This is a genomic window from Nocardia sp. NPDC056611 (genome assembly GCF_042792755.1).
GTDB lineage: Bacteria > Actinomycetota > Actinomycetes > Mycobacteriales > Mycobacteriaceae > Nocardia.
This window is the reverse complement of record NZ_JBHTVV010000005.1, coordinates 177431-201399: the sequence shown is the minus strand read 5'-3', so window position 1 is coordinate 201399 and position 23969 is coordinate 177431. Positions and strand designations below refer to the sequence as shown.

General features: G+C 68.5%; 25 protein-coding genes. 15 read left to right on the top strand and 10 right to left on the bottom strand.

What is annotated here, in order from left to right; translation table 11 throughout:
• Position 1: 1 nt before the first annotated feature.
• From ACFRAQ_RS26360 to ACFRAQ_RS26320, 9 genes are read left to right on the top strand one after another with little or no spacing between them, the layout of a single operon-like run.
• Positions 2–1030 carry an MlaD family protein gene (locus tag ACFRAQ_RS26360; RefSeq protein WP_379104184.1) on the top strand — a complete coding sequence of 343 codons (1029 nt, stop codon included), beginning with the start codon at positions 2–4 and terminating at the stop codon, positions 1028–1030.
• A complete protein-coding gene (locus ACFRAQ_RS26355; protein WP_379104183.1) occupies positions 1027–2034 on the top strand; it encodes an MCE family protein in 1008 nt (335 codons plus the stop codon). The genes ACFRAQ_RS26360 and ACFRAQ_RS26355 overlap by 4 nt, the downstream gene beginning before the upstream one ends.
• A complete protein-coding gene (locus ACFRAQ_RS26350) occupies positions 2034–3044 on the top strand; it encodes an MlaD family protein (protein ID WP_379104181.1) in 1011 nt (336 codons plus the stop codon). The genes ACFRAQ_RS26355 and ACFRAQ_RS26350 overlap by 1 nt, the downstream gene beginning before the upstream one ends.
• Positions 3045–3968, top strand: coding sequence for an MCE family protein (locus ACFRAQ_RS26345; RefSeq protein ID WP_379104179.1), 924 nt, complete (start codon positions 3045–3047; stop codon positions 3966–3968).
• Positions 3965–4975: an MlaD family protein gene (locus tag ACFRAQ_RS26340; protein ID WP_379104177.1), complete on the top strand. Its 1011-nt coding sequence runs from the start codon at positions 3965–3967 to the stop codon at positions 4973–4975. The genes ACFRAQ_RS26345 and ACFRAQ_RS26340 overlap by 4 nt, the downstream gene beginning before the upstream one ends.
• Entirely contained in the window at positions 4976–5926 is a 951-nt protein-coding gene (locus ACFRAQ_RS26335) for an MlaD family protein (RefSeq protein ID WP_379104175.1), read from the top strand. It abuts the gene before it with no gap.
• A 14-nt stretch (positions 5927–5940) separates the two neighbouring features.
• Entirely contained in the window at positions 5941–6552 is a 612-nt protein-coding gene (locus tag ACFRAQ_RS26330) for a hypothetical protein (protein ID WP_379104173.1), read from the top strand.
• A complete protein-coding gene (locus ACFRAQ_RS26325; protein ID WP_379104171.1) occupies positions 6492–7214 on the top strand; it encodes a TetR/AcrR family transcriptional regulator in 723 nt (240 codons plus the stop codon). Before ACFRAQ_RS26330 ends, ACFRAQ_RS26325 begins: the two co-directional genes overlap by 61 nt.
• Complete coding sequence (locus tag ACFRAQ_RS26320) at positions 7211–7876, top strand: TetR/AcrR family transcriptional regulator (protein WP_379104169.1); 666 nt, start codon at positions 7211–7213, stop codon at positions 7874–7876. The genes ACFRAQ_RS26325 and ACFRAQ_RS26320 overlap by 4 nt, the downstream gene beginning before the upstream one ends.
• Before the next feature lie 219 nt (positions 7877–8095).
• Here ACFRAQ_RS26320 and ACFRAQ_RS26315 read toward each other — a convergent pair whose 3' ends face one another.
• A complete protein-coding gene (locus ACFRAQ_RS26315; protein WP_379104167.1) occupies positions 8096–8704 on the bottom strand; it encodes a TetR-like C-terminal domain-containing protein in 609 nt (202 codons plus the stop codon).
• Between the two features lie 132 nt (positions 8705–8836).
• Here ACFRAQ_RS26315 and ACFRAQ_RS26310 point away from each other — a divergent pair, with 132 nt between their 5' ends.
• Positions 8837–9418, top strand: a complete 582-nt coding sequence (locus tag ACFRAQ_RS26310; protein WP_379104165.1) for a TIGR03086 family metal-binding protein — start codon at positions 8837–8839, stop codon at positions 9416–9418.
• Here ACFRAQ_RS26310 and ACFRAQ_RS26305 read toward each other — a convergent pair.
• A complete protein-coding gene (locus tag ACFRAQ_RS26305) occupies positions 9402–10259 on the bottom strand; it encodes a cyclopropane mycolic acid synthase family methyltransferase (protein WP_379104163.1) in 858 nt (285 codons plus the stop codon). The two genes, ACFRAQ_RS26310 and ACFRAQ_RS26305, sit on opposite strands and share 17 nt — an antisense overlap.
• A gap of 422 nt (positions 10260–10681) precedes the next feature.
• Here ACFRAQ_RS26305 and ACFRAQ_RS26300 point away from each other — a divergent pair, with 422 nt between their 5' ends.
• Together ACFRAQ_RS26300 and ACFRAQ_RS26295 are read left to right on the top strand one after the other, a co-directional pair.
• Positions 10682–11380: an expansin EXLX1 family cellulose-binding protein gene (locus ACFRAQ_RS26300; RefSeq protein ID WP_379104161.1), complete on the top strand. Its 699-nt coding sequence runs from the start codon at positions 10682–10684 to the stop codon at positions 11378–11380.
• Between the two features lie 84 nt (positions 11381–11464).
• Positions 11465–12385 carry an alpha/beta fold hydrolase gene (locus ACFRAQ_RS26295; RefSeq protein ID WP_379104159.1) on the top strand — a complete coding sequence of 307 codons (921 nt, stop codon included), beginning with the start codon at positions 11465–11467 and terminating at the stop codon, positions 12383–12385.
• A 22-nt stretch (positions 12386–12407) separates the two neighbouring features.
• On the opposite strand, the gene ACFRAQ_RS26290 is transcribed toward ACFRAQ_RS26295, so the two are convergent.
• Positions 12408–13808, bottom strand: a complete 1401-nt coding sequence (locus tag ACFRAQ_RS26290) for a wax ester/triacylglycerol synthase family O-acyltransferase (RefSeq protein WP_379104156.1) — start codon at positions 13806–13808, stop codon at positions 12408–12410.
• 268 nt (positions 13809–14076) lie between these two features.
• Here ACFRAQ_RS26290 and ACFRAQ_RS26285 point away from each other — a divergent pair, with 268 nt between their 5' ends.
• A complete protein-coding gene (locus ACFRAQ_RS26285) occupies positions 14077–14724 on the top strand; it encodes a cutinase family protein (protein WP_379104152.1) in 648 nt (215 codons plus the stop codon).
• 247 nt (positions 14725–14971) lie between these two features.
• Here the strand turns inward: ACFRAQ_RS26285 and ACFRAQ_RS26280 are convergent, their stop codons facing one another.
• The 5 genes from ACFRAQ_RS26280 to ACFRAQ_RS26260 form a co-directional block, all read right to left on the bottom strand.
• On the bottom strand, positions 14972–17032 hold the full coding sequence (locus tag ACFRAQ_RS26280; RefSeq protein WP_379104150.1) for an SDR family oxidoreductase: 2061 nt from the start codon (positions 17030–17032) through the stop codon (positions 14972–14974).
• 337 nt (positions 17033–17369) lie between these two features.
• Complete coding sequence (locus ACFRAQ_RS26275; protein ID WP_379104148.1) at positions 17370–17621, bottom strand: hypothetical protein; 252 nt, start codon at positions 17619–17621, stop codon at positions 17370–17372.
• Between the two features lie 160 nt (positions 17622–17781).
• The gene (locus ACFRAQ_RS26270; protein ID WP_379104146.1) at positions 17782–19104 is read right to left on the bottom strand and encodes a GDSL-type esterase/lipase family protein; all 1323 of its coding nucleotides are present in this window, start codon (positions 19102–19104) and stop codon (positions 17782–17784) included.
• Positions 19105–19192: 88 nt separating this feature from the next.
• On the bottom strand, positions 19193–20110 hold the full coding sequence (locus ACFRAQ_RS26265) for a sigma-70 family RNA polymerase sigma factor (protein ID WP_379104144.1): 918 nt from the start codon (positions 20108–20110) through the stop codon (positions 19193–19195).
• 4 nt (positions 20111–20114) lie between these two features.
• Positions 20115–20507, bottom strand: a complete 393-nt coding sequence (locus ACFRAQ_RS26260; RefSeq protein WP_379104142.1) for a VOC family protein — start codon at positions 20505–20507, stop codon at positions 20115–20117.
• Between the two features lie 296 nt (positions 20508–20803).
• Here ACFRAQ_RS26260 and ACFRAQ_RS26255 point away from each other — a divergent pair, with 296 nt between their 5' ends.
• The gene (locus tag ACFRAQ_RS26255) at positions 20804–21574 is read left to right on the top strand and encodes a GNAT family N-acetyltransferase (protein WP_379104140.1); all 771 of its coding nucleotides are present in this window, start codon (positions 20804–20806) and stop codon (positions 21572–21574) included.
• Positions 21571–21804 carry a translation initiation factor IF-1 gene (infA, locus tag ACFRAQ_RS26250; RefSeq protein ID WP_379104138.1) on the top strand — a complete coding sequence of 78 codons (234 nt, stop codon included), beginning with the start codon at positions 21571–21573 and terminating at the stop codon, positions 21802–21804. The genes ACFRAQ_RS26255 and infA overlap by 4 nt, the downstream gene beginning before the upstream one ends.
• 45 nt (positions 21805–21849) lie before the next feature.
• On the opposite strand, the gene ACFRAQ_RS26245 is transcribed toward infA, so the two are convergent.
• The gene (locus ACFRAQ_RS26245; protein ID WP_379104135.1) at positions 21850–22710 is read right to left on the bottom strand and encodes an amidohydrolase family protein; all 861 of its coding nucleotides are present in this window, start codon (positions 22708–22710) and stop codon (positions 21850–21852) included.
• Positions 22711–22790: 80 nt separating this feature from the next.
• Entirely contained in the window at positions 22791–23969 is a 1179-nt protein-coding gene (locus tag ACFRAQ_RS26240; RefSeq protein ID WP_379104133.1) for a glycosyltransferase, read from the bottom strand.

Sequence of the window (23969 nt, the reverse complement as noted above, 5' to 3'; positions counted from 1 at the left end):
CATGGCCGTCTTCAAGGATCATTCCGGCCGTAGCGCCGGACCGTGGCTGCTGCGATTGCGCGGCCTGGTGGTCGCCGTCGTCCTCGTCACTGTGACGATTGTCGTGAGTGCTTATGCCCGAGGCTCTTTCGCGGATAGGTTCGAGGTCACCGTCGACGCGGCGACCCTCGGCGAGGGGCTGGCGCCGGGGGCGGAGGTGAAGTTCCGCGGGTACGCGATCGGGACGGTGTCGACCGTCGAGACCGTGGGCTATGGGCATCAGCGCATCGGATTGCGGATCGACCGGCGGCAGGCCGGCGCGCTCACCGACGACGTCACCGCGCGGTTCACCTCGTCGAACGTGTTCGGTTCCAGTGCCATCGAATTGGTGCCCGGCACCGACGGCAGGAAGCTCCGTGAACACGCCGTGCTCCAGATCGGGGCGGGCGCCACCAATGCCACCGTCGCCGGAGTGTTCCGGCGGGCCGCGCGCCTGACCCAGGTACTGGATTCGGCGGCCGTGCACCGGCTATTCGATCTGATGCTCGACAATGCGGCCAGCATGGGCCCGGTCCTGCGGTCGTTCTTCGAGACCGCGCGCACCCTGGCCGACGGACAGCAGAACAGTCTCGCGCATTACCTGCGCATCGGCGGCGACATGACCGGCGCGTTCGGGGACGTGACGCCCGCGGCCGGGCACGCCATCCTGGCGGTGCTCGAGCAGAGCGCCTACTTCGGGGATCCGGAGAACCGGGCGCGCACCAACCGCGCCACCCACGGCGTCGACGACGCGGTGCTGGTGGGCATCTCGAATCTGCTGCAGCAGAACAACCCGGAGCTGGAGAAGGTCCTCGACGGCATCCTCGACGTGGCGGTGCCGATCAGCGTGTCCGTGGGCTCGGTGGCCGCGGCCCACAATCGGGTCCCGAATCTGCTGCGGGCCATGGACGGGGCGTTCCCGGCGGTCGACGGCCGGGTGCAGCTGCAGGTGGAACTGATCGCCCAGACCATGCCGTACCTGGCGGATTCGCTGGGGGGAGAGGCCAAATGAGCGAGGTCACCAGGTCGGCCCTCAAACTGGTCGCGTTCCTGCTGGTCGTGGCCGGGTGCACCACCTTCATCGTGACCGCGCTGCGGACGCCGATCCCCGGCGACAAGGTCACCTACGACGCGGTGTTCACCGATGTGTCGGGACTGTTCGCGGGGGACTCGGTGCGCATGTCCGGTGTCGCGGTCGGGAAGGTGGAGACGGTGTCGCTGGACGGCAGCCGGGCGCGGGTGCACTTCACCGTGGATCGGGAGCGGCCGGTGTACGACAACACCAAGGCCGCGGTGCGATACCAGAACCTCATCGGTCAGCGGTACGTCGAACTGCTCACCGACGGGCCGGGGCGCACGAAAATAGCCGCCGGGACGACGATCCCGGTCGAGCGCACCATCGCGAGCTTCGACGTGTCCAAGCTGTTCAACGGTTTCAAGCCGATGTTCGACACACTCGATCCCGCTCAGCTCAACCAGCTCGGCACCAACCTGCTGCGCGTCATCCAGGGTGACGGCTCCGGGATCGGTCCGGTGCTGGCGGACGTGGACACGCTCACCAAGCACGCCCGCAACAGCGAGGCCGTGATCGTGCTGCTCATCCGCAATCTGGGCGTGGTCGCCGACGCCATCGGCGGCAAGTCGAAAGCGGTCGGCGACCTGGTGCAGCAGCTCTCGGGCATCCTGCACCAGTTCACCGCCAAGACCCAGGCCATGCTGAGCGCGGTCGACACCGCGCAAACCCTGCTGGCTCCGGTGGTGCCGCTGCTGGAGCAGACCCGCGACGCCTACGACACCGCCTACGGTCCGGTCGACGGACTGCTCCGGCGGCTGGTGCCGCAGACCGACGAGCTGACCCAGATCCTGGCTCTCGCACCGCAATTGGTGACCGGGCTGAATCAGACGGTCCCCGGGCAGGGGTTCAAGCCGCGCATCACCTGCTCCCACGGTGAGGCCGCGCTGCCCGCGGTGGCCGGTGTCATCCTGTCCAACCAGAACCTGGTGGTGTGCAACTGATGAGAGCGTTGATCGCCCGGATGGGCGAGCTGATCCGGGACGTGCTCACCGGTCGCGGGGACCAGAACACGCAATTGCGCTGGGGCATCGCCGGTGTCGTGGTGTGCGTCATCGCGCTGGCAGTGGCGGGCGCGGTGTACGTGATCCCGTTCGGGCAGCGCACCTACGTGGCCGATTTCCGGATCTCGGGCGGGGCTCGGCCGGGTGACGAGGTGCGGGTGGCGGGGATCAATGTCGGCAAGATCCGTGCCGTGGACCTGGTCGGGGACCACGTGGAGGTCGCCTTCACCGTGAATCGCGATGTGCGGGTGGGGGACCGGTCGGCGGTGGAGGTCAAGATGCTGACCCCGATCGGCGGCCACTACCTGGCGCTGGCCCCCGTCGGGGACAAGGACCTGGCGTCGAAGCACATCCCGCCCGAGCGCACCACCACCCCGTTCGAGCTGAGCGACATTCTCGACAAGGGCACTCCGGTGTTCGGCAAGGTCGACGCCACCACCATGCGCGACACCATCGGGCAGCTGAATGCGGCACTGGCGCAGCAGCCCGACGCTGTGCGCGGGGTGATCGGCAATGCCGACGAGCTCACCGGGCTGCTGGCCGAGCGCACCGATCAGCTCAACAGCGCGCTCACCGTGTCCGACGAGTACATCGCCGCCATCGCCGACGACAAGGCGCTGCTGGCGGATTTCGTGAAACAGCTGGGTACGGTCGCCGACCAACTGGGCAACCGCAAGAACGACATCGTGAGCATGTTCGCGCTGCTCAAGCGGTTCCTGATCGTGCTGCACCGGCCGCTCATGGCCTACGACAGCATCGAACCGTCGGTCACCCAGTTCGAGCAGCTGTTCTCCAAGCTCATGGAGGACCCGAACCGGCTCGACACCGTGATCACCGGGATGCGTGAGGTGATCAACCGGCTCAGCGGGCTGCTGGGCACTCAGGTGCAGGTCGAGGACCCGGCCGCCGGCGTCCGGCTGTGCATTCCCTTCGAAGGCAAGGCGTGCTGAATGAACTGGGGCAGAACAGCACTCGCCGCCGGGGTCGCCGTCGCGGTGGTGGCGGCCGGCGCGGTGGGCGTGTCGTGGGCGACGACCGTCCGTGATCCGAAGCAGAACGTGTGCGCCGAGTTCACCGACACCGTCGGACTGTACGAGGGCAACAGCGTGACCATGCTCGGGGTGGAGGTCGGCACGGTGTCGAAGATCGAGGCGCTGGGCGACCGCATGCGGGTCACCATGAGCGTCAAGGACTCGGTGAAACTGCCCGCCGATATCGCGGCCGTCACCATGTCGAGTTCCATCGTGACCGACCGGCATGTGGAGCTGACCAAGCCGTACACCGGCGGCCCGCGATTCGATACCGCGACATGCATTCCGCTGGAACGGACCAAGACCCCCATCGGGATCAGTGAGGCGCTCGACGCCATGGGCAGACTGGCCGGTGATCTGACCGGGGGTGGCGCCGGGAAGCCGGATTCGCTGCTGGATGACACCCTGACCGCGGCCGACAAGGCGATCGACGGGACCGGGCAGCAGTGGAATCAATTGCTGCAGCGGCTGTCCGCGGTCGTCGGTGATCCCGCGCAGAAGGATGCCGCGTTCCGGCGGCTGGTCGACAATCTGGATCAGCTCACCACCATGTTCGTGACCAACTGGCCGGATATGGCGCAGGTGCTGAACAATCTGCGCAACGGTTTGCAGCTGATCGGGCAGTTCTCGGCCGAATTCTCCGGGGCGGTCGATATCGCGGTCGAATTCCTGCCGGTGATCGCACGCAATGCCGGGAAATACGATCAGCAGATCTACAGCCTGCTGGATGTGGTGCTGCCGCAGGCGCATACCTTCGTGCAGCAGCATCAGGGCGACATCACCTCGCTGCTCACCGCGCTGCCGCCGCTGGCCGCGCAGCTACCGCAGGCGGGTGCGAAATGAGGCGCGCGGTCGTCCGGCTGTTGCCGGTGGTCACCGCGGCCGCGCTGGTCCTGACCGGATGCGGGGTGAAGGCCACCGATATCCCGATTCCCGGCACCTACCCCTCCGGCGACACCTACACGGTGCGCATCGAATTCGGGTCGGTGCTGAATCTGCCCGACCGCGCCAAGGTGATCTCCGACGGCGTCGAGGTCGGCATGCTCGACCACATCGAGCTGATCGGGACCACGGCGGTGGCGACGGTGAAGCTGCACACCGACGCCAAACTGTCGAAGTCCACGACGGCGGAGTTGCGGCAGTCCACCATTCTCGGCGACATCCATATCGCGCTGGAAGCGCCCAAGAACGCCAGCAGCACCCTGCTCGGCAATGGCGATGTGATTCCGGTGTCGCAGACCATTCCCGCCACCAATGTCGAGGACATTCTGCGGGCGCTGTCGAACATCATCACCGGCGGGCGGTGGTCCGATATCCAGAAACTGGTGACCGACGTGAATGCCGCGTTCCCGTCGGACTCGGCCGAGTTGGACCGGGTCAACCGGGCGGGCCGGGCGGCGTTGCACGATATGGCCACCCACACCGACGAGCTGAATCGCATTCTCACCTCGGCGCAGCAGATCACCGGGAAGCTCGAATCCGGTCGCGGGGCGGTGGATCGGATCCTCACCCTCGGACCGGATCGGGCCGCCGGATTGTCGGATGTGCTGCTGGCGGTGGTGAACCTGATCATCAGCGGCGGTCCGCTCGCCAAGAATGTCGGCGACCTGGTGCTGCCGCATCTGGGGGACATCCGGTCGATCGTGTCGGTGCTCGCGCCGACCGCGGTGACGGCGGGGTACGCGGACCTGACCCTGGCGGCCAACCTCGACACCTTCCACACGCTGCTGAAGGAGAAGATCATTCCCTTTCTGAACGCGCCGGATGTGAAGGTGCGCAACGTGTCTGCCGCCGACGCGCAGGCCGATCAGCTGATCGGCACGCTGCGCGGGATCGGGATGGTGCCCTGAATGAAGCTCTCACTGTCCGGGCCGGTGTCGATGGTCATGCTGCTGGTGCTGACCTTCGTGTGCGGCAGTTACATGGCCGTCGGGGTGTTGAAGCTGGATCCGCGCCGCCAGAACAACACCGTCACCGTGCTGCTCGACGGGTCGGGCGGGCTGATGAAGACCTCTCAGGTGACGCTGCGCGGCCTGCCCATCGGCAAGGTGCGCGATATCGGTGCGACCTCGCACGGGCTGGCGGTCACCCTCGAATACGACGCCAAGTACCGCATTCCGGTGGACAGCGTCGTGCAGATCGCCAACCTGTCGGCGGCGGGGGAGCAGTTCCTCGACTTCCGGCCGACCGGGACCGCCGGGCCGTTCCTGCGCGACGGCAGCGTGGTGCCCAATCGGCAGGTGCGGGTCGCGACCACCGTCGGGGACGCGCTCGCCGAACTGGATGCCCTGACCGCGCAATTGGATCCGGCCAAGCTGCGGAATCTGGCGACCACGGTGGCCGCCGGGTTCGAGGGCCGCGACGCCGAGGTCGCCAACCTCACCAAGGCGCTGGTCGGCACCGCGAATCTGTTGCGGGACAAGCGCGAAGCCATCGGGCGGCTGTACTCGAACGTGCAGACCCTCGGCGACAAGTTCGATGGGCGCGCACCCATGCTGAGCGCGGCCGCCGGGGATCTCACCACCGCGCTGCCCGAGCTGCTGCACATCATCGCGGCGTTCCAGAACTACTCCTATATCGGCGAGCACATCTTCGACGATCCGATCGGGCCGCTGGTCACCAAGATCGACGAATACCTGCGGCTGATCGGACCCGACCTCGGGCAGATCGCCACCGTCCTGAAACCCGCCACCAGCGTGATCAAACCGCTGCGCGTGGACGCCGGATCGATCGTGGACCTGCTGTCCACGGTGTTCCCCGGCGACGGCGCGGCGCACGTGGGCATCGAGATTCCTCGCTAGAGAGAAGGCAGATCGTGACCGAGACCGAGCAGACCGAGACCGACAAGCCCGACACGCGGGAGACCGTCGAGGAATCTCCGAAGACGGTGTCCCCGAAGGGGATCGGTGAACGACTCAATCCGTTGGTGGCGGCGGCCGCGGCGCTGTTCGCGATCGCGGCCGTGGTGCTGGGGGTGCTGTGGCACAACGCCTCGGGCGACTACGACGCGCTGAAGTCCCGCGATGCCGATCGTGATCGCGCCGCGCAGGTGGCCAAGGACTACACGCTGCGCTCGCTCACCTACGACTACCGCAACCTGCCCGCCTTCTTCGACGGCGTGCAGCGTGGGGCATCGGATCCATTGCGCGACAAGTACACCCAGTTCCACGACACCCTCGCCAAGATCATGACCGATGCCCAGGTGGTGGCCTCCGGCGACGTGGTGGGCACCTCGGTGGAGGCCAAGGGCAATGACCAGTACACGGTCACCGTGTACGCCACCCAGCGCACCCAGAACGTGCAGCAGCCCGAGCCGGCGACGGTGCCGAACCTGCTCGTGGTGACGGTGGCCGGGCGCGACGGCGAGTGGCTGGTGACCGATTACGGCCCCAAGGACGCCGGTGTGAAGGGCGGGGCCGCGAAATAGCCTCGGCACGCATCGGCCGCCCGCCGCAGCGCGAACTCCCCGCGCGCCGCCGCCGGGAGATCATCGAAGCCGCCTACGAGGTGTTCACCGCGCACGGCTACGAGGCCACCGCCATCTCCGAGGTGGCCGCCCGCGCCGGCATCGGCCAGGGCACCGTCTACCGCTACTTCGGCAGCAAACGTGAAATCCTGGACCACGTCATCGATCTCGGCATCGAGAAGGTGACCGACGCCATGCGATTGCACACCGTGTTCGGCGCGGCCGACACCGTGGACGACCTGGTGGCCGCGGTCCGCGCCGCCGTGGCCCGCCTCTACGACCTGCTCGAACGCGAGCCGCGCGTGCTGCGGCTGCTGGTGGTCGAGGCCGGGGCCATCGATCCCGAACTGGCGCACCGCCTGCTCGGCCTGGAGGCCCTCACCGCCTCCCTGATCGCCGCCGAACTCACCCGCGGCCTGGAGGCAGGATGGATCCGTCCCGACATCGATCCGGAAGTGCTGGGCCACACCATCCCCACCCTGGTCGGCCCGTGGCTCATGCGGGAACTGCTGGGGGCGGGCAATCCGGCCATCCGCGACCGCAGCATGACCGCGGTCCTCGCCTACCTCGACCGAACCCTGCGCCCCCTGAGTCCGCCGGCGCCCCCGAGCCCGCCCCCATGACCGCCGCCCCCGACCCGCACCGCGACCGACCCGGCCTGTCCCGAGCCGACCGCCGTCGCGCCGAATTGGTCTCCGCCGCTTACGAACTGGTCGTCGCCCGAGGGTTCCGCTCCATCTCCGTCGACGACATCGCCGCCGCGACGGGCGTCAGCCACGGCACCTTCTACAACTACTTCCCGAACAAGCGCGCCATTCTCGACGCCGTCATCGACCACAGTTTCCTCCACATCCGCGACCTCCTCCTGGGCCCCGAAGGCGACAGCACCCCCACCACCCTGGACGCCTTCTGTGACCGCTACGCCCGGGTCATCGACCGCTGCTACGACCTGGTCGCGACCGAACCCGGTCTGGTGAACTTCTTTCTCCTGGAAGCCTCCTCGATCGACGACGCCGTCCTCGACCGCTGCCTCCGCAATGCCCGCGCCTACGCCGCCGAATCAGTGGCCCGGATCCGCGAGGGCATCGCCCACGGCTACCTCGACCCCACCCTCGACCCCGCCATAGCAGGCGAAGTCCTCCTCTCCCTCCTGGTCTCCGCCCTCCTCTCGGCCCTTCGCGCCGGCACCGACGGCCTCACCCGAACCCGAGTCCGCACCCAACTCGTCGCCTTCCTCCGCACCGCCTTCGGCGGCCCGGGATCTCCTACCACGGTAGGTGAATGAACTCCGCCCGAACGCGGATGCGCAACCCCCGACGCGCACCTATCCTCGGATGATGGTGTGAGGCGGGATCATTCGCGCAGCCGACGCGATCACCGATCGACAGACGGCACACGTCGAAGCGGCCGGCTACGACTACCCCGCCTGGTACGTCCCCCTCGCCGACCTGATCATCTTCGGCGCGGCGATGGTCACGGTCGCGCCGGCCAGTGCGCGTCGCCGCTAGGTCGGAAAGGGGTTGGCGCGGAAGGCGGTCAGGAGCATGGTGGTGAGGTTGTCGAGGTAGGTGGGTTCGGGGGGGATGCCGGTGATGGTCAGTCGCCAGTAGAGGGGGCCCGCGAGGAAGTCCAGGGCGAGGGGGATGTCGAGGTCGTCGGGGAGTTCGCCTCGGGTGATGGCGCGGTGGAGGAGGGTGGTGGCGCGGTCGCGGCGGGTGGTGGCGATGCCGGTGGTGAGGGTGGCGGCCAGGGCTGGTTCGCGGGCGGCTTCGGCCAGGAGGTCGGGGATGATCTTCGAGGCGAGGGGGTGGCGGAGGCCGGCGGCGGCCGCGGTGAGGAAGGCGTGGAGGTCGCCGCGGAGGGAGCCGGTGTCGGGGGTGTCGGCGGCGTCTACGGCGACCTTGGTGATGAGGTCGGTGGCCATGGCTTGTTTGGAGGGCCAGCGGCGGTAGACGGCCGCCTTGCCCGCGCCCGCGCGGCGGGCCACGGCCTCGATGGAGAGGCGTCCGTAGCCGACTGCCGCGAGCTCCTCGAAGAAGGCGGTGGTGAGGGCCTCGGTCAGGTCGTCCTGCAAGACCGGGCCGCCGGAGGTGCGGCGCGGGGGATTGGGCATGTGATCCACGCTAACACGAGACGGAACGGTTGCGTATCGACTGGAACGGCCGTAGCGTTCTCGAAGTAGACGAGACGGAACCGTTCCGGCTCGATGGATTCACCTCCTCCGATCGCATCGAAAGACACCACCATGAACACCGTGGCCCCCATCCTCGTCGACCGCATTCATGACGCCCTCGACACCACCGGCGCCATCGTCGCCGGCATCGGCGACCCGCAGCTCGGCCTGCCCTCGCTCTGCCCCGGCTGGGATGTCCGATTCGAGCTCAACCATCTGGTCGGCGGCGTGCGCGTCTTCGCCGCCGAACTCACCCACACCGACCCCGAGGGCGACCACCATGCCGACTGGCTCGGCACCCGCCACCGCACCGCCTACGCCACCGCCGCGCACCTCGACCGCGCCGCCTGGTCGCGCCCCGGCGCGCTGGACACCACCGTCCGCCTCGGCTTCGGACCGGTGCCCGGCCCCATGGCCGCCCTGATCCACCTGACCGAAATCCTGGTCCACGGCATCGATCTCGCCGTCGTCACCGGACAGCGGCACCTCATCGACGAGCGGCAAGCCGACTACCTGCTCACCGTCATGCAATCCATGGACTTCGACACCTTCCGGCGCCCCGGCATGTTCGGCCCGGCGCGACCGCCGTCCGTCGACGCACCCGCTCACGAGCGGCTGCTGGCCTTCCTCGGCCGGTCTACTTCTGCAACGTGAACTGCATGACGTCGAGGTGGCCGGCGCGGAAGTAGTGGGCGCAGCCGGTGAGGTACTTCCGGTAGCGCTGATAGACCTCTTCGGAGGTGAGGCGGACGGCTTCGGTGTGGTGGGCCTCGAGGGCGGCGGCCCACAGGTCGAGGGTTCTGGCGTAGTGGGGGCGCAGGGACTGGATGCGGGTGGTGCGGAAGCCGACCGCTTCGGCCTCGTGGAGGACCGTGTTGGGTTGGGGGAGTTGGCCGCCGGGGAAGATCTCGCGTTTGACGAAGATGTGGAAGAGGGCGTCCTCACGGGTCACCGGGATCTCGGCGGCGCGCAGGTCGGCGAGGGTGTGGCCGATGATGGTGTGCAGCAGCATGCGGCCGCCGGGCGGGAGCATGCGGTGGCAGCGGGTGAAGAACTCGGGGTAGCGCTGTTTGCGGAAGTGCTCGAAGGCGCCGATGCTGACGATGCGGTCGGCGGTGCCGTCGAATTCCTCCCACCCTTGCAGGCGCACTTCGGCTTCGGAGATGCCCAGATCGCGTAGTTCGGTGCGGACGTACTCGAATTGGTTGCGGCTCAAGGTGAGTCCGATGACGCGCACGCCGTAGGTGAGCACGGCGCGGATCATGGTCGAGCCCCAGCCGCAGCCGACGTCGAGCAGGGTCATGCCGGGTTCGAGCCCCAGCTTGCCGAGCGCCAGATCGATCTTGGCCAGTTGCGCCTCCTCCAACGTCAGGCCCGGGCGTTCGAAGTAGGCACAGCTGTAGGTCATGGAGGGGTCGAGGAACAGCGCGTAGAAGTCGTCGGACAGGTCGTAGTGGGCCTGGACCTGCCGGTAATAGGGCGCGAGCTGGGCCATGGCGGTCTCTCCTGAGGCGTGCGGACGTCGGAGATGTGGACATCCGGACATACGCAGCGACCGGGCCCCAGGTTCTACATCACGGACACACCGCCAACACGCCGCGCTTTTCACTCCGAAATCGCCATTCGACCTCGACGTTACCGTCCCGGCTGCTTTCCTGAAGGGGAGTGCAGCATCGCGTCAGCAAACACAATTCGGAGGGTTGGGGACCGGCCATGCACCGCACCGGACACGAAGAGGTCCATCCTGGCAGGCCGTGGTTGTGGACGATTCTGGTGGGAGCGGTGGTGGTGGGACTGGCCACGTGGTGGATCAGACCGCAGTCGCTGAGCTGCAGCACGGCGGCGCCGACGCCAACGGTCGTCACGCTGCCCGCCGCACCCGCGCCGACTGCGGTTACTCCTCAGCAGATTCGAACCGTGGACACGGAACCGCCTCTGGAGCGGGGCGAGGCCCGGTTCTACGCCTTCGGTCCGGGCGTCGCCTGCTCGCTGCCGGATCTGCCGCCTGACGGCTATTACGTCGGTGTCCCGACCAGCCGATACGACGGTTCCGCCCCGTGCGGCTCCTACGTCGACATCGACGGCCCGCTGGGCAGTGTCCGCGCCCAGGTCGTCGACCGCTGCCCCGGCTGCGGCCCGGACCAATACGACTTGAGCCGTTCGGCGTTCGAGGCGATCGCCGACTCCGTCGACGGCGTCGCGCCGGTCAGGATCAGCACCGTTCGCGACCCGAACCCCGCGCCGGAGTTGTTCTACCGCGTCCAGCAGAGCTCCTCGACCAGCTGGATCGGAATCCTGTTCTCCGGCACCGGCAATCCGCTCGCGCAAGTGGCCTTGCGCCCGGATTCCGGCGGCGACTACCGCCCGATGCGTCGCGGCTACGACAACTACTGGACCGTGTCGGGCATGGGCCGGGGCCCGTTCACCGCCCAGGTGACCGACATCTACGGCCACGTCGCCTATGTCCCGGGGGTATCGATCGAGCCGGGACAGTTGCGCCGCACCGGAATTCACCTCTACGACATCTCGGTCGAGCCGTCCGGCACCCCACTGCCGCCCGCGGCCCCGGTGGTCGTGACCACGGTGGTCGACGCCCCCGCGCCCTGCACGCCGTAACCGGCCGCCGCGCCCGCGGTATGGCATCATCGAGTGAAACGTGTTCCAGTTCGACCGCCGCGACGGTGTGCCGGGAGGCCCTCGATGACGAACCCCAGCTCGGATCCGACCACGCCCGCCGCGCCCCGCCGCGGCCGCCGCCTGTCGCCGCGCATCTCCCGGCTGACCGAGGTGCCGCAGGGCGAGATGGTGGAGCTGCCCGGTCGTGGCGCCACCTACGTGGTGGACCTGCCGGGCCCGGCCGCGGACGCGCCGACGGTCCTGCTGCTGCACGGCATGGCGACCACCGCCATGCTCAACTGGTTCCCCTCGCTGCGTGAGCTGAACGCCCATTACCGGGTGGTCCTGTTCGACCAGCGCTGGCACGGTCACGGAATCCGTTCCGAGCGTTTCGATCTCGACGATCTGGCCGACGACGTGATCGCGGTCGCCGACGCGGTGGGCGTCGAGCGCCCGATCCTGGCGGGCTACTCCATGGGCGGCGTGGTGGCCCAGCTGGCCGCGCACCGGCACCCGGACCGGGTGGGCGGTCTGGTCCTGGCCGCGACCACCTACCGCTTCCAGGAGAAGTGGCGTGAGCGCGCCTTCCATCGGGGCTGGTCGGCGACGGCCGCCCTGTTCTCGGAGTGGTCGTTCCGCCGCGCGGAGCTGCGCCGCGAGAAACTGCCCACGCTGCCGGAGTCCTCGTGGCCGGTGGGCCGGATGGATCGCTGGGCGATGACGGAACTGCGGGCCACCAGCGGCTGGGCGCTCGCGCAGGCGCTCGCGGTGCTGGGGCGGTTCGATGCGTCGGAATGGCTGCCGACGCTGAAGATGCCGACGGCGGTGGTGATCACCACGCGGGATCGGGCGCTGCCCGTCTTCCGTCAGCTGGAGATGGCGAAAGCGATTCCGGGAGCGGAGATCTTCCTCGCCAGGGCGGGCCACGCGGCCTGCGCACTCGAGGCGGACGTCTTTGTCCCGGTGTTCCTCGAGGCCGTGCAGTCGGTGGCGGAGCGGCTCTAGACGGTAGCCACTCGGTTCGGGCTCAGCCCTTTTCGCGCGCGGCCTTGAGCAGCGCGGTGATCACCTCGGGGACGGCGTCGGCGATCGTGTCCACATCGGGGACCAGTTCCTTGCAGGCGATGAAGCCGAAGTCCAGGTGGCCGTTGTTGGAGATCACGGTGGCGGTCAGGCCCGCGCCGTGGAACACCGGTCCGAACGGATACATCGACGACACCCGCACCCCGAGGAAGTACATCGGGAAGTTGGGCCCGGGCACATTGGAGATCACCAGGTTGTGCACCACCGGGTGGTGATCGGCCAGTTTGAGCGAGGAGTACGCCCGCGCGGCGAGCTGGAAGGTGTTGGGCGGGGCGTACTTTCCCCAATCCTGGAGGAAGTCCGCGCCGATCAGGTTGTGCTCCTCCTTGGCTCCGCGATTGTCCTCGGCGATGGCCAGCACCCGCGCGACCGGATCCTCGATCTCGGTGTAGAGCCGGGCGAAGATGGTCGACACCTTGTTGGTGCCCTCCTCGTGGCGTGAGGTGTCGTGGGTGGACACCGGAACCGAGGCGATGAGCGAGGTTTCGGGCAGTTCGTCGTGCAGTTCGAGGTAGCTGCGCAGCGCGCCGCCGACGACGGCCAGCACCACGTCGTTGACCTTCACCCCGAAGGCGGTCTTTATCTCCTTGATATCCGACAACTCGGTCTGTTCGAAGGAGATGGCCCGATGCTGGGTGATTGCCCGATTGAACGGCGTGCGGGGCGCGGTGAACGGCAACGGCATACCGCGGCGGCCGGATTCGCGCCGCCGCTGCACCAGCCCGCCCAGAATGCCGACCGTCTTGGGCACCATGCCGACCATGCCGAGGCGCCCCGGCAGGTTCAGCAGCGCCTCACCGGCGAGCTGTAGATCGGTGGGTTCGGCCTCGACGGTGGTGTCCTCGGCGGGCGGGGTGTAGGTCACGCCCGGCTGCATATCGCACAGGTGCATCATCATGTTGGTGCCGGTGATGCCGTCCACGATGGCGTGGTGGTACTTGGAGACCACCGCCACCCGGCCGTGCGGCAGGCCCTCCACCACCCACATCTCCCACAGCGGGCGGGCGCGGTCGAGGGGGCGTCCGGCGATGTCGGCGGCCAGTTCGGCCAGCCCGCGGTCCCCGGCTCCGCTGGGCAGCGCCAGCCGCCGCACGTGGTAGTCGAGGTCGAAGTTCGAATCCTGTACCCACACGGGGTGATCGAGGTTGAACGGGACCGCGTGCAGCCGCCGCGTCATGGCCGGGATGAGATGTAGCCGCCGGCCGAGTTCGGCCTTGAACGCCTCGTGCTCATAGGTGACCCCGTCGGCGGCGGGGTCGAGTATCAGCAATGCGCAGACGTGCAGGAGTTGGGTGTCTGTTTCGAAATAGAGGAAGCTCGCGTCGAGCCCGGTAAGTCGTTCCATACCAACACACTATGAGAACCGGTTGTATTTTGCGTGCGGTTCGCGGTGTGCTCCGAATCCGGTCCGAGGTCGTTTTGTTGCCCCAAAGTTGCACGTAGATAACAAGTTTCATGCTGAAACGGTTGGGTACCAATCAGGTGTCTCTCCAGTGGAATTCGTTGCCGCCCTTCCGGAGCGTTCTTACCTTGGGTCACATGGTCCGGTGATCGTTCTCTAGTCAATGACAAGAGTCACCGGACTTCTCACAACGACGTGAGAGGTGAGGACGATGGGCGACCGGAAGGTGCTGCTGTCTGGAAGATGGCGTACGGCATGGGGTGTCGCGATCATGCTGACGATCGCGACCGTGTTCGTGCCACAACCGAGTTCCCACGCGCAGGGCTGCGCCGATGTGGACGTCGTAGTGGCCAGGGGCACAGGCGAACCCGGCTGGCTCGGCGATCAGATCGGCGACCCCCTCTTCGGCGTCTTGCAGGACCGGCTGCCCATCTCGATGTCCGCCTACCGCGTGAACTACCCCGCCGACTACAGCTTCGACGTCGGCGCGGGCAGCGCGGATCTGGTGCGGCACTTGACCGTTCGCGCCGCCGCCTGCCCCGGACAGCAGTTCGTCCTGGTCGGCTACTCACAGGGCGCGGCCGTCGTGCAGGCCGCGCTGGGCACCGGCGTGGTGTCCTGGTACCCGGGCCGCGTCCAGCTGCCGCGCTACCTCGGCGACCGGGTGGCGGCGGTCCTGCTCTTCGGTGACCCCGTCCGCGGGCTGGGCTGGAATGTGCCCGGCGAGTTCCTGTCCCGCACGGGGGACTGGTGCGTCGGCGGCGACCCGGTGTGCGGTTCCGGCCTCAATGCCCACGCGCACGTCGCCTACGGCAGTGATCTGGTGGCCGCGGCCAATTTCGCCGCGGACCACATCTGACCCCGGGGAGGGGAAGGGCCCGGCTCCCGGGCGGTCTCGGCGGACCCGCCCGCGAGACCCCGGAGCAGGGCCCGGGTACCCGCGGTTTCGCGGGGCGTCGGGTGTCACGGCACTCGGGGCCTCATCCCACAACGAGCCGCGGGTATCGCACGAGTCGGCCCGGTGCGCTGTCCCGCACCGGGCCGAACTCTGTGTGGTGCTGTTCACCCGGCCTGTCGGATCTGAATACCGTTGCCGGGCAGAATGATTACCAGTTGAGCCCCGGAATCCGGTTGGTGATCCGGGCCGCCGGAGCGGGCAGGCCCATGAGCGGCTGCACGATCGGGGCCAGCGCCAGCAGCGGACTGCGGGCATCGGGCTTGGCGGTGCTCTCCGCCGCGCTCTCACCACTCGCCGTGGTGGATTCGGCGTCCACCGCCGGGTGCCCGGTCTTCGGCTGCGACCGCGCCGCCTTGGACTCGCCGAACATCCGGTAACCCTGGTGCAGGATGGCGCGTTTCACCGACGGCATGACCGTGTCCACGAACTGCGCGAAGGTGCCGATGGGGGTGTCGATGCGGCTGGGCCGGTGCTCGAGCGCCCGCACCACGATGTCGGCGGCCTGATCCGGGCTGTGCACCGGGATCGACTTGTACAGATCGGTCGGCGCGATCATCGCGGTCCGCACCAGCGGCATGCGCACCGAGGTGAAGGTGATTCCGGCGTCGGCGTTCTCGACCGCGGCGATCTCGCTGAAGTTGTCCAGCGCCGACTTGCTCGCCACGTACGCGGCGAAGCGCGGCACCTTGGTCTGCACCGCGATCGAGGAGATGTTCACGAAGTGCCCGAAGCGGCGCTCCCGCATGGACGGCAGCAGCGCCAGGATGAGCCGCACCGCGCCGAAGTAGTTGACCGCCATGGTCCGCTCGAAGTCGTGCATGCGGTCGGTGGAGTTGAGCACCGAACGGCGGATCGAGCGTCCGGCATTGTTGACCACGTAGTCGACGTGCCCGTGATCGGCGAGCACCTGCTTCACCAGCAGCTCCACCGACTTCTCGTCGGTGATGTCGCAGACATACGCCTGCGCCGCACCGCTGTCGGCCCGCACCGCGGCGGCCGCGGCCTCGAGGTCCTCCTCGGTGCGCGCCACCATCAGCACGGTCGCGCCGCGCTTGGCGACGGCGTGCGCGGTGGCCAAACCGATGCCGCTGGACGCGCCGGTGATCAGCACGACCCGGCCGCCGAGGCCGCCGTGGTGGCGGCGGGCGCGGTCGGGGTCGAGGTGGGTGCGCCAGTACGACCACAGGGTCTCGGCGTAGTCCTCGAAGGCCGGGACCTCGACGCCGGTGCCGCGCAGGTGGGCCCGGGTGGATTCGGAGACGAAGGTCGACTCGAAGGCGGTGTGCGGGGCGACCTCGGCGGGAATGCCGAAGCGCTCCAACAGGAAATCGCGCACCGTGGGCACGCCCGGCAGTCCGCCCAGGGCGTGCAGCGCGGTGTGCGAGCCGGGCACGGTGCCGATCGCGGTGGGGGCGCCGGCCGCACGGGCCAGCGCGTTGTAGATCTCGGTGAAGGGCTGGGGTTCCGGGTTGGTCAGGTGGAACGTGCGGCCGATCAGACCCGGCTTGGCGATGAGTTCGAGCATGGCCCCGACCACGTAGTCGACCGGAACGATATTGGTGGAGCCCAGATCCGGGATCGGCACCGGCAGTTCCGACGGCAGCGCGCCCAGTCCGGCGATGGCGGGGAAGAAGTAGTAGGGCCCGTCGATCTTGTCCATCTCGCCGGTGCGGGAGTCGCCGACCACGATGGCCGGGCGGTAGACCCGCCAGCGCAGGTCCGCGGCCTCGCGCACCATCTTCTCGGCTTCGAACTTGGTGCGGTGGTAGGGCGAATGCAGGCCCTGGCCCAGATCGAAGTCGTCCTCGAAGAACTTGCCGCGGTGGTCGCCCGCGACCGCGACCGAGGACACGTGGTGCAGGACCGCGCCGAGTTCGCGGGCCAGCGCGATCACCGAGGCGGTGCCTCGCACATTGGCGGCGTAGGTGACCTCGGGGTCGGCGGTCATGTCGTAGACCGCGCCGAGGTGGATCACGTGGTCGGCGCGGGGCGCGTCGTCGATCAGCCCCAGGTCGGGCGCGGTCAGATCGCCGACCAGCGGGAACACGCGGTCTTCGGCGCCCCAGCCCGCCGCCATCTCGCGCAGCTTGGCCACCGAGGCCTCCCGCGTCAGTGCGTGGACCACGGCTTCCGGGTCGCGTTCCAGCAGTCCGGCGATGAGCCGCCGGCCGAGGAATCCGGTTCCGCCCGTGACGATGTAGGAAGTCATCGTCCCCTCCTTATTACGAACCTGTTGATACCCAACGGGGTTCGTCCGACATGCGTCGGTGGATGCGGACGTTGTGTGATCGGCCCCCTAGCAGAATGTCGGGCCGAGGTAGGAACACCATCGTGCCTAACTGGTCGGTAACTTTACGGTTCCGCGAATTGCCATTCAAGCTGAATGGCCGTTCCGGCCCTGTGTGACTGGTCACCTCGGGGCTATTCGAGTTGATATGTGTAACAACGGGTTTGATGTAACTCGGAGGCGCGTTCGGCAATTCGCGGGCAACTGGTCAATTGTCCTGAGCGGCCGCTCACTTGTTTCGATTGCGAATTGTTTGCGGTTATTCGTTGACGCAACGGACGTCGCCGTCGACCGCTTGGGTCACGATCGTGAAGGGCGGACACTGGCGGAGGTTGCCCCACTCGCCCTCGATGCACGAGTCGTAGGTGTGCGGATCGGAGGTCGGCACGCGGTCGCCGGAATGGCAGCCGCCGCTCACCGGAGTCGCTCCCGCGGAGCCCGCGCCCAGCAGGGGTGCGCTCAACGCGATACCGGTGACAACAATCCCGATTGCCACTCGACGGCGATTCATCGACCTCCACCTTTCCTCGGTGTTACTCATCAGTAGGTACCGAGTTCAGTATGACGATCGGTCTACTACGGAGTGAAGCCGACAAGAGTCACACTTGCCGTGACCGGGGGACGGTCGCCGTCCCGCCATGATCCGAGTCACACGGGAGGCGGGTGCGGGGTCAGCGGCAGCGGCCGCGGAAGGCGTTCAGATCGATGGCCTCGGCCATGGCCTGGTATCCGGCCGGGTTGGGGTGCAGATTGTCGGCGCCGGCGTAGCGGGGCGCGAGGACATCGGGGTTGGCGGGATCGCGCAGGGCGGCGTCGAAATCGATGACGCTGTCGGACAGGGTCTGGGCGCGGATCCACGCATTGACCCGCTGCCGCACCGGCCCGGCGAGGGGCAGCGTGGCGATGCCGTCGGAGAGCGCGTTGCCCGCGGGCATGATCGTGCCGAGGTGCACGGCCAGCCCGGCGGCGTGCAGCTGCGCGATCAGGTCGGTGTAGCCCGCGACCAGCTGGTCGGCATCGACGCCGATCGGGACGCCGAGATCATTGATGCCCTCGAGGATGATGACGTCGGTGACTCCGGCCTTGGCGATGGCGTCGCGCTGCACCCGGCTCACGCCCGCCGGGCCGAACTGCGGGATCAATCCGTCTCGGGTGACCCGGTTTCCGCTGATCCCGGCGTCGACCACGGTGAACGGCAGGCCCGCCTGGTCGATGCGGCGTTGCAGGAAGTCGGGGTAGCGGACATTGCGGTCCACCACGCCCGGGTCCTGCGGCACACTCAGGTAGGTCGCGCCGACATAGCCGTCGGTGATCGAATCCCCGAACGCGACAATGGTCGACGTGGTGCCGGGCGCTTGCACGTCGAGGCCCGACAGGAACGGCATCGAGGTGGTCGGCAGCGGCAGGGCCGCACCGGACGGTTCGTCGGTGGCGTCGCCGGCGAGCGGCAGGCTGTAGTAACTGGTGGCATTGGCGTTGAAGTGCTCGGTGGGCAGCACCGCCAGCCCGGGCGCGTACACGCTCACCGCCAGCGGTTGAAAAGCCTCGAACGTCAACTCGATCGGATCGCTGACCACCTCACCGCCCGCGGGCACCGTGACGCGGGAACTCCCGTCGAAGCTCACCTCCCGCAGCGTCTCGGCGCGAATCGCCGGGCCCGCCGCCTGCTCGGCAAGGGTGACGTGCGCGAATTCGACCGGGACCGGCCGATTCTGGTTGCTCAGATGGATCCGCACCACGGACCCGCCCAGGTGCGGTGTCGCGACCAGCCGGAAGGTCTGTCCGCCCACGTGCGCCTGCGGCACCATCGACGGATCCACCGCCCCGAAGGCGTCCGAGGGCGCGGCCATCCATCCGCTCACCCATTGCGGCGCATCGCATCCCGGTGTCCCGGCTGCGGCCACACCCGCCGGTCCGCCGACCGTCATCGCGGCCACGACCGCGACCGACGCCGCGACACCGGCATTGCGCACACCCCACCCGCGAGACGTCATAGCGACCACCATCACCCGACCGAACTGGACATTTCGGCCAACGTATCGGTCGAAGATCAACCGCGTGGCCGATTCCGGCAATTGACCGTCAGTGTTCGGCGCTCTCCCGGTCGTCGGTCGGGGCCTGGTCCGGTCGCAGCGCGGCGAGGCGGGCCGGGTCGACGAGCAGTGCGATGGCGGTGACGCGGTTGCCGACGACCGCGAACGACATGACCGATCGAGCGGCGCCGTCCGCCCGCCACGAGATGTACCCGGGCAAGCCGTCGACCAGCACCGGCTGGTGGCGGACCACCTCACCGGAGAACATCCGTGCCCGGGTGGCGACGTCGGTGGCCCCGAGCGTGACGAATACGCCGCCGGGGGTGGCCACGGTCAGTTCGACATCGGGATCGAGGACGCGCAGCAGTCCTTCGAAGTCGCCGCCCATCGCGGCGGCGCGAAAGGCCTCGGCCACGGCCCGCTGCTCGCGGCGCGAGGCGACCGGGCGGTCGGTGTCGCGGACCTTGCGGCGCGCGCGGCTGGCGATCATCTTGGTGGCGTCGGCGGATTTACCCAGGATCTGGCCGATTTCGGCGAACGACACCGCGAACATGTCGTGCAGGACGAACGCGAGGCGCTCGCTCGGTCCCAGCGAATCCAGCACCATCAGCAGCGCCAACCCGACCGAATCGGCCACGGCGGCAATATCTCCCGGCTCCGGGCCGTCATCGGCGGTGATCGCGAACGCGGGCGTGCCGTCCTGGGACACCTCGGGCCGCGCCTGCCGCGCACGCAGCGTGTCCAGGCTGATCCGGCCGACGACCGTGGTGAGCCACCCGGCCAGATTGTCGATGGTCGCGGCATCCTGGCGGGCCAGCCGCAGCCAGGCTTCCTGGACCGCGTCCTCGGCGTCGGCGTGCGAGCCGAGCACGCGGAACGCGACCGCCCGCAACCGGTCACGGTGCGCCTCGAACGCCTCGGCCACAGTCCCCGAAGGGGATTCGGCCGTCGAACCGGATTCGGCCATGTCCCTACCGCCCCCGGCGCTGCCGCAGCGAGATCCGGTTGCCGTCGGGATCCACCGCCTCGACGCGAATCCCGAACGGGTAGTCCTCGGGTTCCTCGTCGAGGAACGTCACGCCTCGGCCACGCAGCACCTCGAAGTCCTTCCGCAGGTCATCGGACTCGAGGATAACCGGGCCCGGTGCGAGCACCTCGGATCCGCCGCCTGGCTGCCCGGCGGCGGACGGATGCGACCACAGGATGATCTCCACCGGACTCCCGGGAGCGCGCACGGTCAGGAAGCGGCCGTCGGGACCCGGGTAGTCGCTGTGCTTCTCGAGTCCGAGGCCGTCGGTGTAGAACGCCAGCGCGCGGTCCTGATCGGTCACGTAGACCGTCACGTACATGATGTCGGTCAGCATCCAGTCCTCCATTCATCGGTCGGCGACCGCGTTCGGTCGTCGGTCTTATGACGGAGGCCGCGCCGGGAAGGTAACGCGATCGCCGAGGACCGGAATAACCGCAGGTAGAAAAATCGGTGGGCAGGTGTGGGAGTGGCCTGTTAGCGTGCTGACCACCGTGACATCAGGCGAGGAGGTGAGACCCGTGCACACAGTACCGATGTGGGGGCTCCCCCTCGTGGTCGCGGATGGGCGAACGAACTAGTCGTCGCCGGGAGCGCCTGTCCGAGTAGGCAAATCCCGAAAGGTGACGACCGATGAACACTAATTCTGGAGATATCCGCCGGGTCGAGCTGACGCGGTGGGAAGCCGTCGAGAACGACCAGGTGGTCGGGTGCGGCGAGGTTTCACAACGGCCCGATGGGCGGCTGTTCGTCAGTATCGACGCGTGGCACGACGACGTCTTCGATCAGATCGCGGCGACCATGCTCGCCGCCCTGCGAAGGCCACTGCACACCGTGGTCGACGAGGCGGACGGCGGACTGCTGTCCTGTTGGGGGCGAGCGGGTTTCGTGACCCGGAGGCGGGAGTGGGAGTACCTCGTGCCCAGCGATCCCACGACCACCGGACTGGGGGCCGTGACACCGCCCCCGGACATCACGGTGGTGCCCGCGGGCCGCGCGGAGGAAGAACCCCTGCGCGCCGTGGACCGGTTCATTCGCGATGAGATCGAATCGACGATCGGCTGGCAGGAGATGCCCGCCGAGATCCTGCGTGGGCCCGGCGGCGACACCGTGGTTGATCCGAAGCTGTATGTGGCCGCGGCGCAGGCCGATCGCTACGTCGGACTGCTGCGCGTGGTCCAGGTGACGCGCTTGCCGCGCATCGGACTGATCGCGGTGCGGGCCGATGCGCGGCGTCGCGGCATCGGCCGGGCCATGCTGTCCCGAGCGCTCGGCGCACTGCACGATCGCGGAATACCCACCGCGACAACCGAAGTGAACGAGTCCAACGCGGCGGCCCTGGCGCTGTTCGACAGTGTCGGCGCGCGCCGGGTCGGCGGCAGCCTGGAACTGGTGCTGCGATGACGAGTCCGGGCAAGAAGGGCAAGGGCATCGAGATCGAGGGCACCGTGGTCGAGTGCCTGCGCAATGCCACGTTCACGGTCGAACTGCCCAATGGGCATCAGGTCCTGGCGCACATCAGCGGCAAGATCCGGAAGAACTACATCAAGATCCTGCCCGAGGACCGGGTGCTCGTCGAGCTGAGTCCCTACGACCTCACCCGGGGCCGGATCCTGTTCCGGTACCGGACATAGCGGCACGCGGGGCGGCGCTTCGTCGCCGCCCCGTCGGCTCCGGGGCTATTGCGGCCGGTAGGTGTCCAAGGCGTTGGTGCGGTAGAAGTACTCCGCCTCCTGCTCGGTGGCATCGGAGGTGACGGCCTGATCGATGGTGGTGACCAGTTCGGTGTAGGTCCCCGCCATCGAGTCCACCGGCATGTTGGAGGCGAACATCAGTCGCCGCCAGCCCCACAGCGCCACACTGGATTCCAGCCAGTACTCGACTGTCGGCCAGGACAGGTCGCGGCAGATCAGTCCGAACCCGGACAGTTTGCACAGCCACTGGGTCTCCTTGGCGGCCAGGGAGATCGCGTTGTGCCAGGCGGTGCGGGCCTCGGAGGAGCGGCCCTGCGGGAAGCCCAGATGTTCGAGCACCACCCGCAGATCGGGGTAGCCCGCCAGGAAGTCGATCCAGTCCAGGATCTCGCCGGGCTGGGCGACCAGATCGAAGACCGCGTCGCGTTCCTGCAGCCAGCCCGCGATGGCGTCGGCGGCGGGCGTGTTCGGCGACAGCCCGGCGAAGGCCCGGATGCCGCGTAGCCGCGGGGTGCGGGCCTGCTGGTCGAGATGGTCGATCAGCTCGTCTGTGGGCAGGGTCGGGTCGATGCCGCCGACCAGGGCGAACGGCCGCGGGTCGGCATCGGCGATGCCGTCGGCCCACCGGGTTTCGGCCAGGTATGCGTGCGGCGCGGTGGTCGCGGACACGTGCACCAGCCCGTCCACCCGGATGCCGCCGAGGCCGCGGTCGAAGTCGGCCGGTAGAAAGTTCTGCGCGATCTCGGGTTTTCCGGCATCGACGAACCTCGCCAAACTCGGGTACCAGGCGTGTGCGCTGGTGTCCCACAGGTGCATGTGGGCATCGACGAGGGGGACGGTGGGCATGTTGGCTACTCCTGGACCATGATGACGCCGCCGCTGACGCTATCGAGCGCGATGGCTGTTGCAGATCCATGAATAGTCGGTCAGCGGGAATTGCGCGACACAATGTCGGCGATTCGGGTGCGGAACGCCTCCGGGGAGAAGGTGGCGGCATGCTTGCGAATGGTGTCGGCGTGATAGGCGGCCGGGTCGAAATCGCGCATGGCGCGCGCGAATCCGTCGATCACCGCCGCGTCGTTCCCGGCCGGGACGTGCTCGCCGGAGATGCCGGGCACCACGGTGTCCAGCGCGCCGCCCGCGCCGACCGCGAGCACCGGCGCGCCGCAGGCCATGGCCTCCACCGGGACGATGCCGAAGTCCTCCACGCCCGGCATGAGCAGCGCGCGGCAGCGCCGGTACATGTCGAGCAGGACGTCATCGGACGCCGCGCCGAGGAAGGTGGTCTCCGGGCCGGCCATCGCCTCGAGCTGCTGGCGGTAGCGGCCGTCGCCGAGGATGACCAGGCGCACCCCGGCCCGCTGGGCGGCGGCGATGGCGAGGTCGGGTCGCTTGTAGGGGACCAGGCGGCCCGCGAAGAGGAAGAAGTCCTCGCGCTCGATACTCGGATCGGGGGCGAAACGGGCAACGCGCACCGGCGGATTCACCACCGACGCGGGCAGCCCCCACCAGTCGCGGACCCGATCGGCGACCGCCTGGGAATTGGCGACCACGTGCGCGAGCCGGGGCGCGGCCCGCAGTTCGTTGCGCCGGGCCAGCGCGCCCAGTCCGGTCAGCACGGCCTGCCCGGCCCGGCCTCCCGCCTCGCGGGCCCGGAACGCGCTGTCCCAGGCCCAGCGGGCCGGACTGTGCACGTACGCGATGACCGGTGCGGTGGTGGCGAAGGCGGCCTGGGTCGCGAAGGCGTGATGGCTCACCACGACCGCGTCGTAGGCGTCGTCGAGGGGGAGGGCGCGAAAGGCTCTCGGCGCGAACGGGAGCAGCGGGGCGTGCGAGCGTCGCCCGCCGGCCGTGTAGGCCCGCGACAGCCAGGTGTCGCGCACCAGCTTGCTCGCCGGCGTGGACAGGGCGTATGGGCCGCCCGTGCCGGAAGTCTCGGGGCTCAGTCCCGCGGCCTCCAGCAGTGTGCGGGTGCACCGCGGGTCGGTGATGGGCGCGAAAACCGGTGCGCCGGGCCAGGTCTTCATGAACTCCGCGACCACCGCCTCGGAGCCGCCGTATTCGGTGAAGCGTTCGTGGACCAGCGCGATCCGGGGTGCCGACAT

Excerpts from the sequence above, each read along its gene's own strand:
- ACFRAQ_RS26345 (WP_379104179.1), top strand. The coding sequence starts at position 3,045 with ATGAACTGGGGCAGAACAGCACTCGCCGCCGGGGTCGCCGTCGCGGTG.
- ACFRAQ_RS26340 (WP_379104177.1), top strand. The coding sequence starts at position 3,965 with ATGAGGCGCGCGGTCGTCCGGCTGTTGCCGGTGGTCACCGCGGCCGCG.
- ACFRAQ_RS26315 (WP_379104167.1), bottom strand. The coding sequence starts at position 8,704 with ATGCCCAATCCCCCGCGCCGCACCTCCGGCGGCCCGGTCTTGCAGGAC.
- ACFRAQ_RS26245 (WP_379104135.1), bottom strand. The coding sequence starts at position 22,710 with ATGCCCACCGTCCCCCTCGTCGATGCCCACATGCACCTGTGGGACACC.
- ACFRAQ_RS26335 (WP_379104175.1), top strand. The coding sequence starts at position 4,976 with ATGAAGCTCTCACTGTCCGGGCCGGTGTCGATGGTCATGCTGCTGGTG.
- ACFRAQ_RS26310 (WP_379104165.1), top strand. The coding sequence starts at position 8,837 with ATGAACACCGTGGCCCCCATCCTCGTCGACCGCATTCATGACGCCCTC.
- ACFRAQ_RS26255 (WP_379104140.1), top strand. The coding sequence starts at position 20,804 with ATGAACACTAATTCTGGAGATATCCGCCGGGTCGAGCTGACGCGGTGG.
- ACFRAQ_RS26265 (WP_379104144.1), bottom strand. The coding sequence starts at position 20,110 with ATGGCCGAATCCGGTTCGACGGCCGAATCCCCTTCGGGGACTGTGGCC.
- ACFRAQ_RS26280 (WP_379104150.1), bottom strand. The coding sequence starts at position 17,032 with ATGACTTCCTACATCGTCACGGGCGGAACCGGATTCCTCGGCCGGCGG.
- ACFRAQ_RS26295 (WP_379104159.1), top strand. The coding sequence starts at position 11,465 with ATGACGAACCCCAGCTCGGATCCGACCACGCCCGCCGCGCCCCGCCGC.
- ACFRAQ_RS26260 (WP_379104142.1), bottom strand. The coding sequence starts at position 20,507 with ATGCTGACCGACATCATGTACGTGACGGTCTACGTGACCGATCAGGAC.
- infA (WP_379104138.1), top strand. The coding sequence starts at position 21,571 with ATGACGAGTCCGGGCAAGAAGGGCAAGGGCATCGAGATCGAGGGCACC.
- ACFRAQ_RS26290 (WP_379104156.1), bottom strand. The coding sequence starts at position 13,808 with ATGGAACGACTTACCGGGCTCGACGCGAGCTTCCTCTATTTCGAAACA.
- ACFRAQ_RS26285 (WP_379104152.1), top strand. The coding sequence starts at position 14,077 with ATGGGCGACCGGAAGGTGCTGCTGTCTGGAAGATGGCGTACGGCATGG.
- ACFRAQ_RS26240 (WP_379104133.1), bottom strand. The coding sequence starts at position 23,969 with ATGTCGGCACCCCGGATCGCGCTGGTCCACGAACGCTTCACCGAATAC.
- ACFRAQ_RS26350 (WP_379104181.1), top strand. The coding sequence starts at position 2,034 with ATGAGAGCGTTGATCGCCCGGATGGGCGAGCTGATCCGGGACGTGCTC.
- ACFRAQ_RS26355 (WP_379104183.1), top strand. The coding sequence starts at position 1,027 with ATGAGCGAGGTCACCAGGTCGGCCCTCAAACTGGTCGCGTTCCTGCTG.
- ACFRAQ_RS26360 (WP_379104184.1), top strand. The coding sequence starts at position 2 with ATGGCCGTCTTCAAGGATCATTCCGGCCGTAGCGCCGGACCGTGGCTG.
- ACFRAQ_RS26270 (WP_379104146.1), bottom strand. The coding sequence starts at position 19,104 with ATGACGTCTCGCGGGTGGGGTGTGCGCAATGCCGGTGTCGCGGCGTCG.
- ACFRAQ_RS26275 (WP_379104148.1), bottom strand. The coding sequence starts at position 17,621 with ATGAATCGCCGTCGAGTGGCAATCGGGATTGTTGTCACCGGTATCGCG.
- ACFRAQ_RS26320 (WP_379104169.1), top strand. The coding sequence starts at position 7,211 with ATGACCGCCGCCCCCGACCCGCACCGCGACCGACCCGGCCTGTCCCGA.
- ACFRAQ_RS26305 (WP_379104163.1), bottom strand. The coding sequence starts at position 10,259 with ATGGCCCAGCTCGCGCCCTATTACCGGCAGGTCCAGGCCCACTACGAC.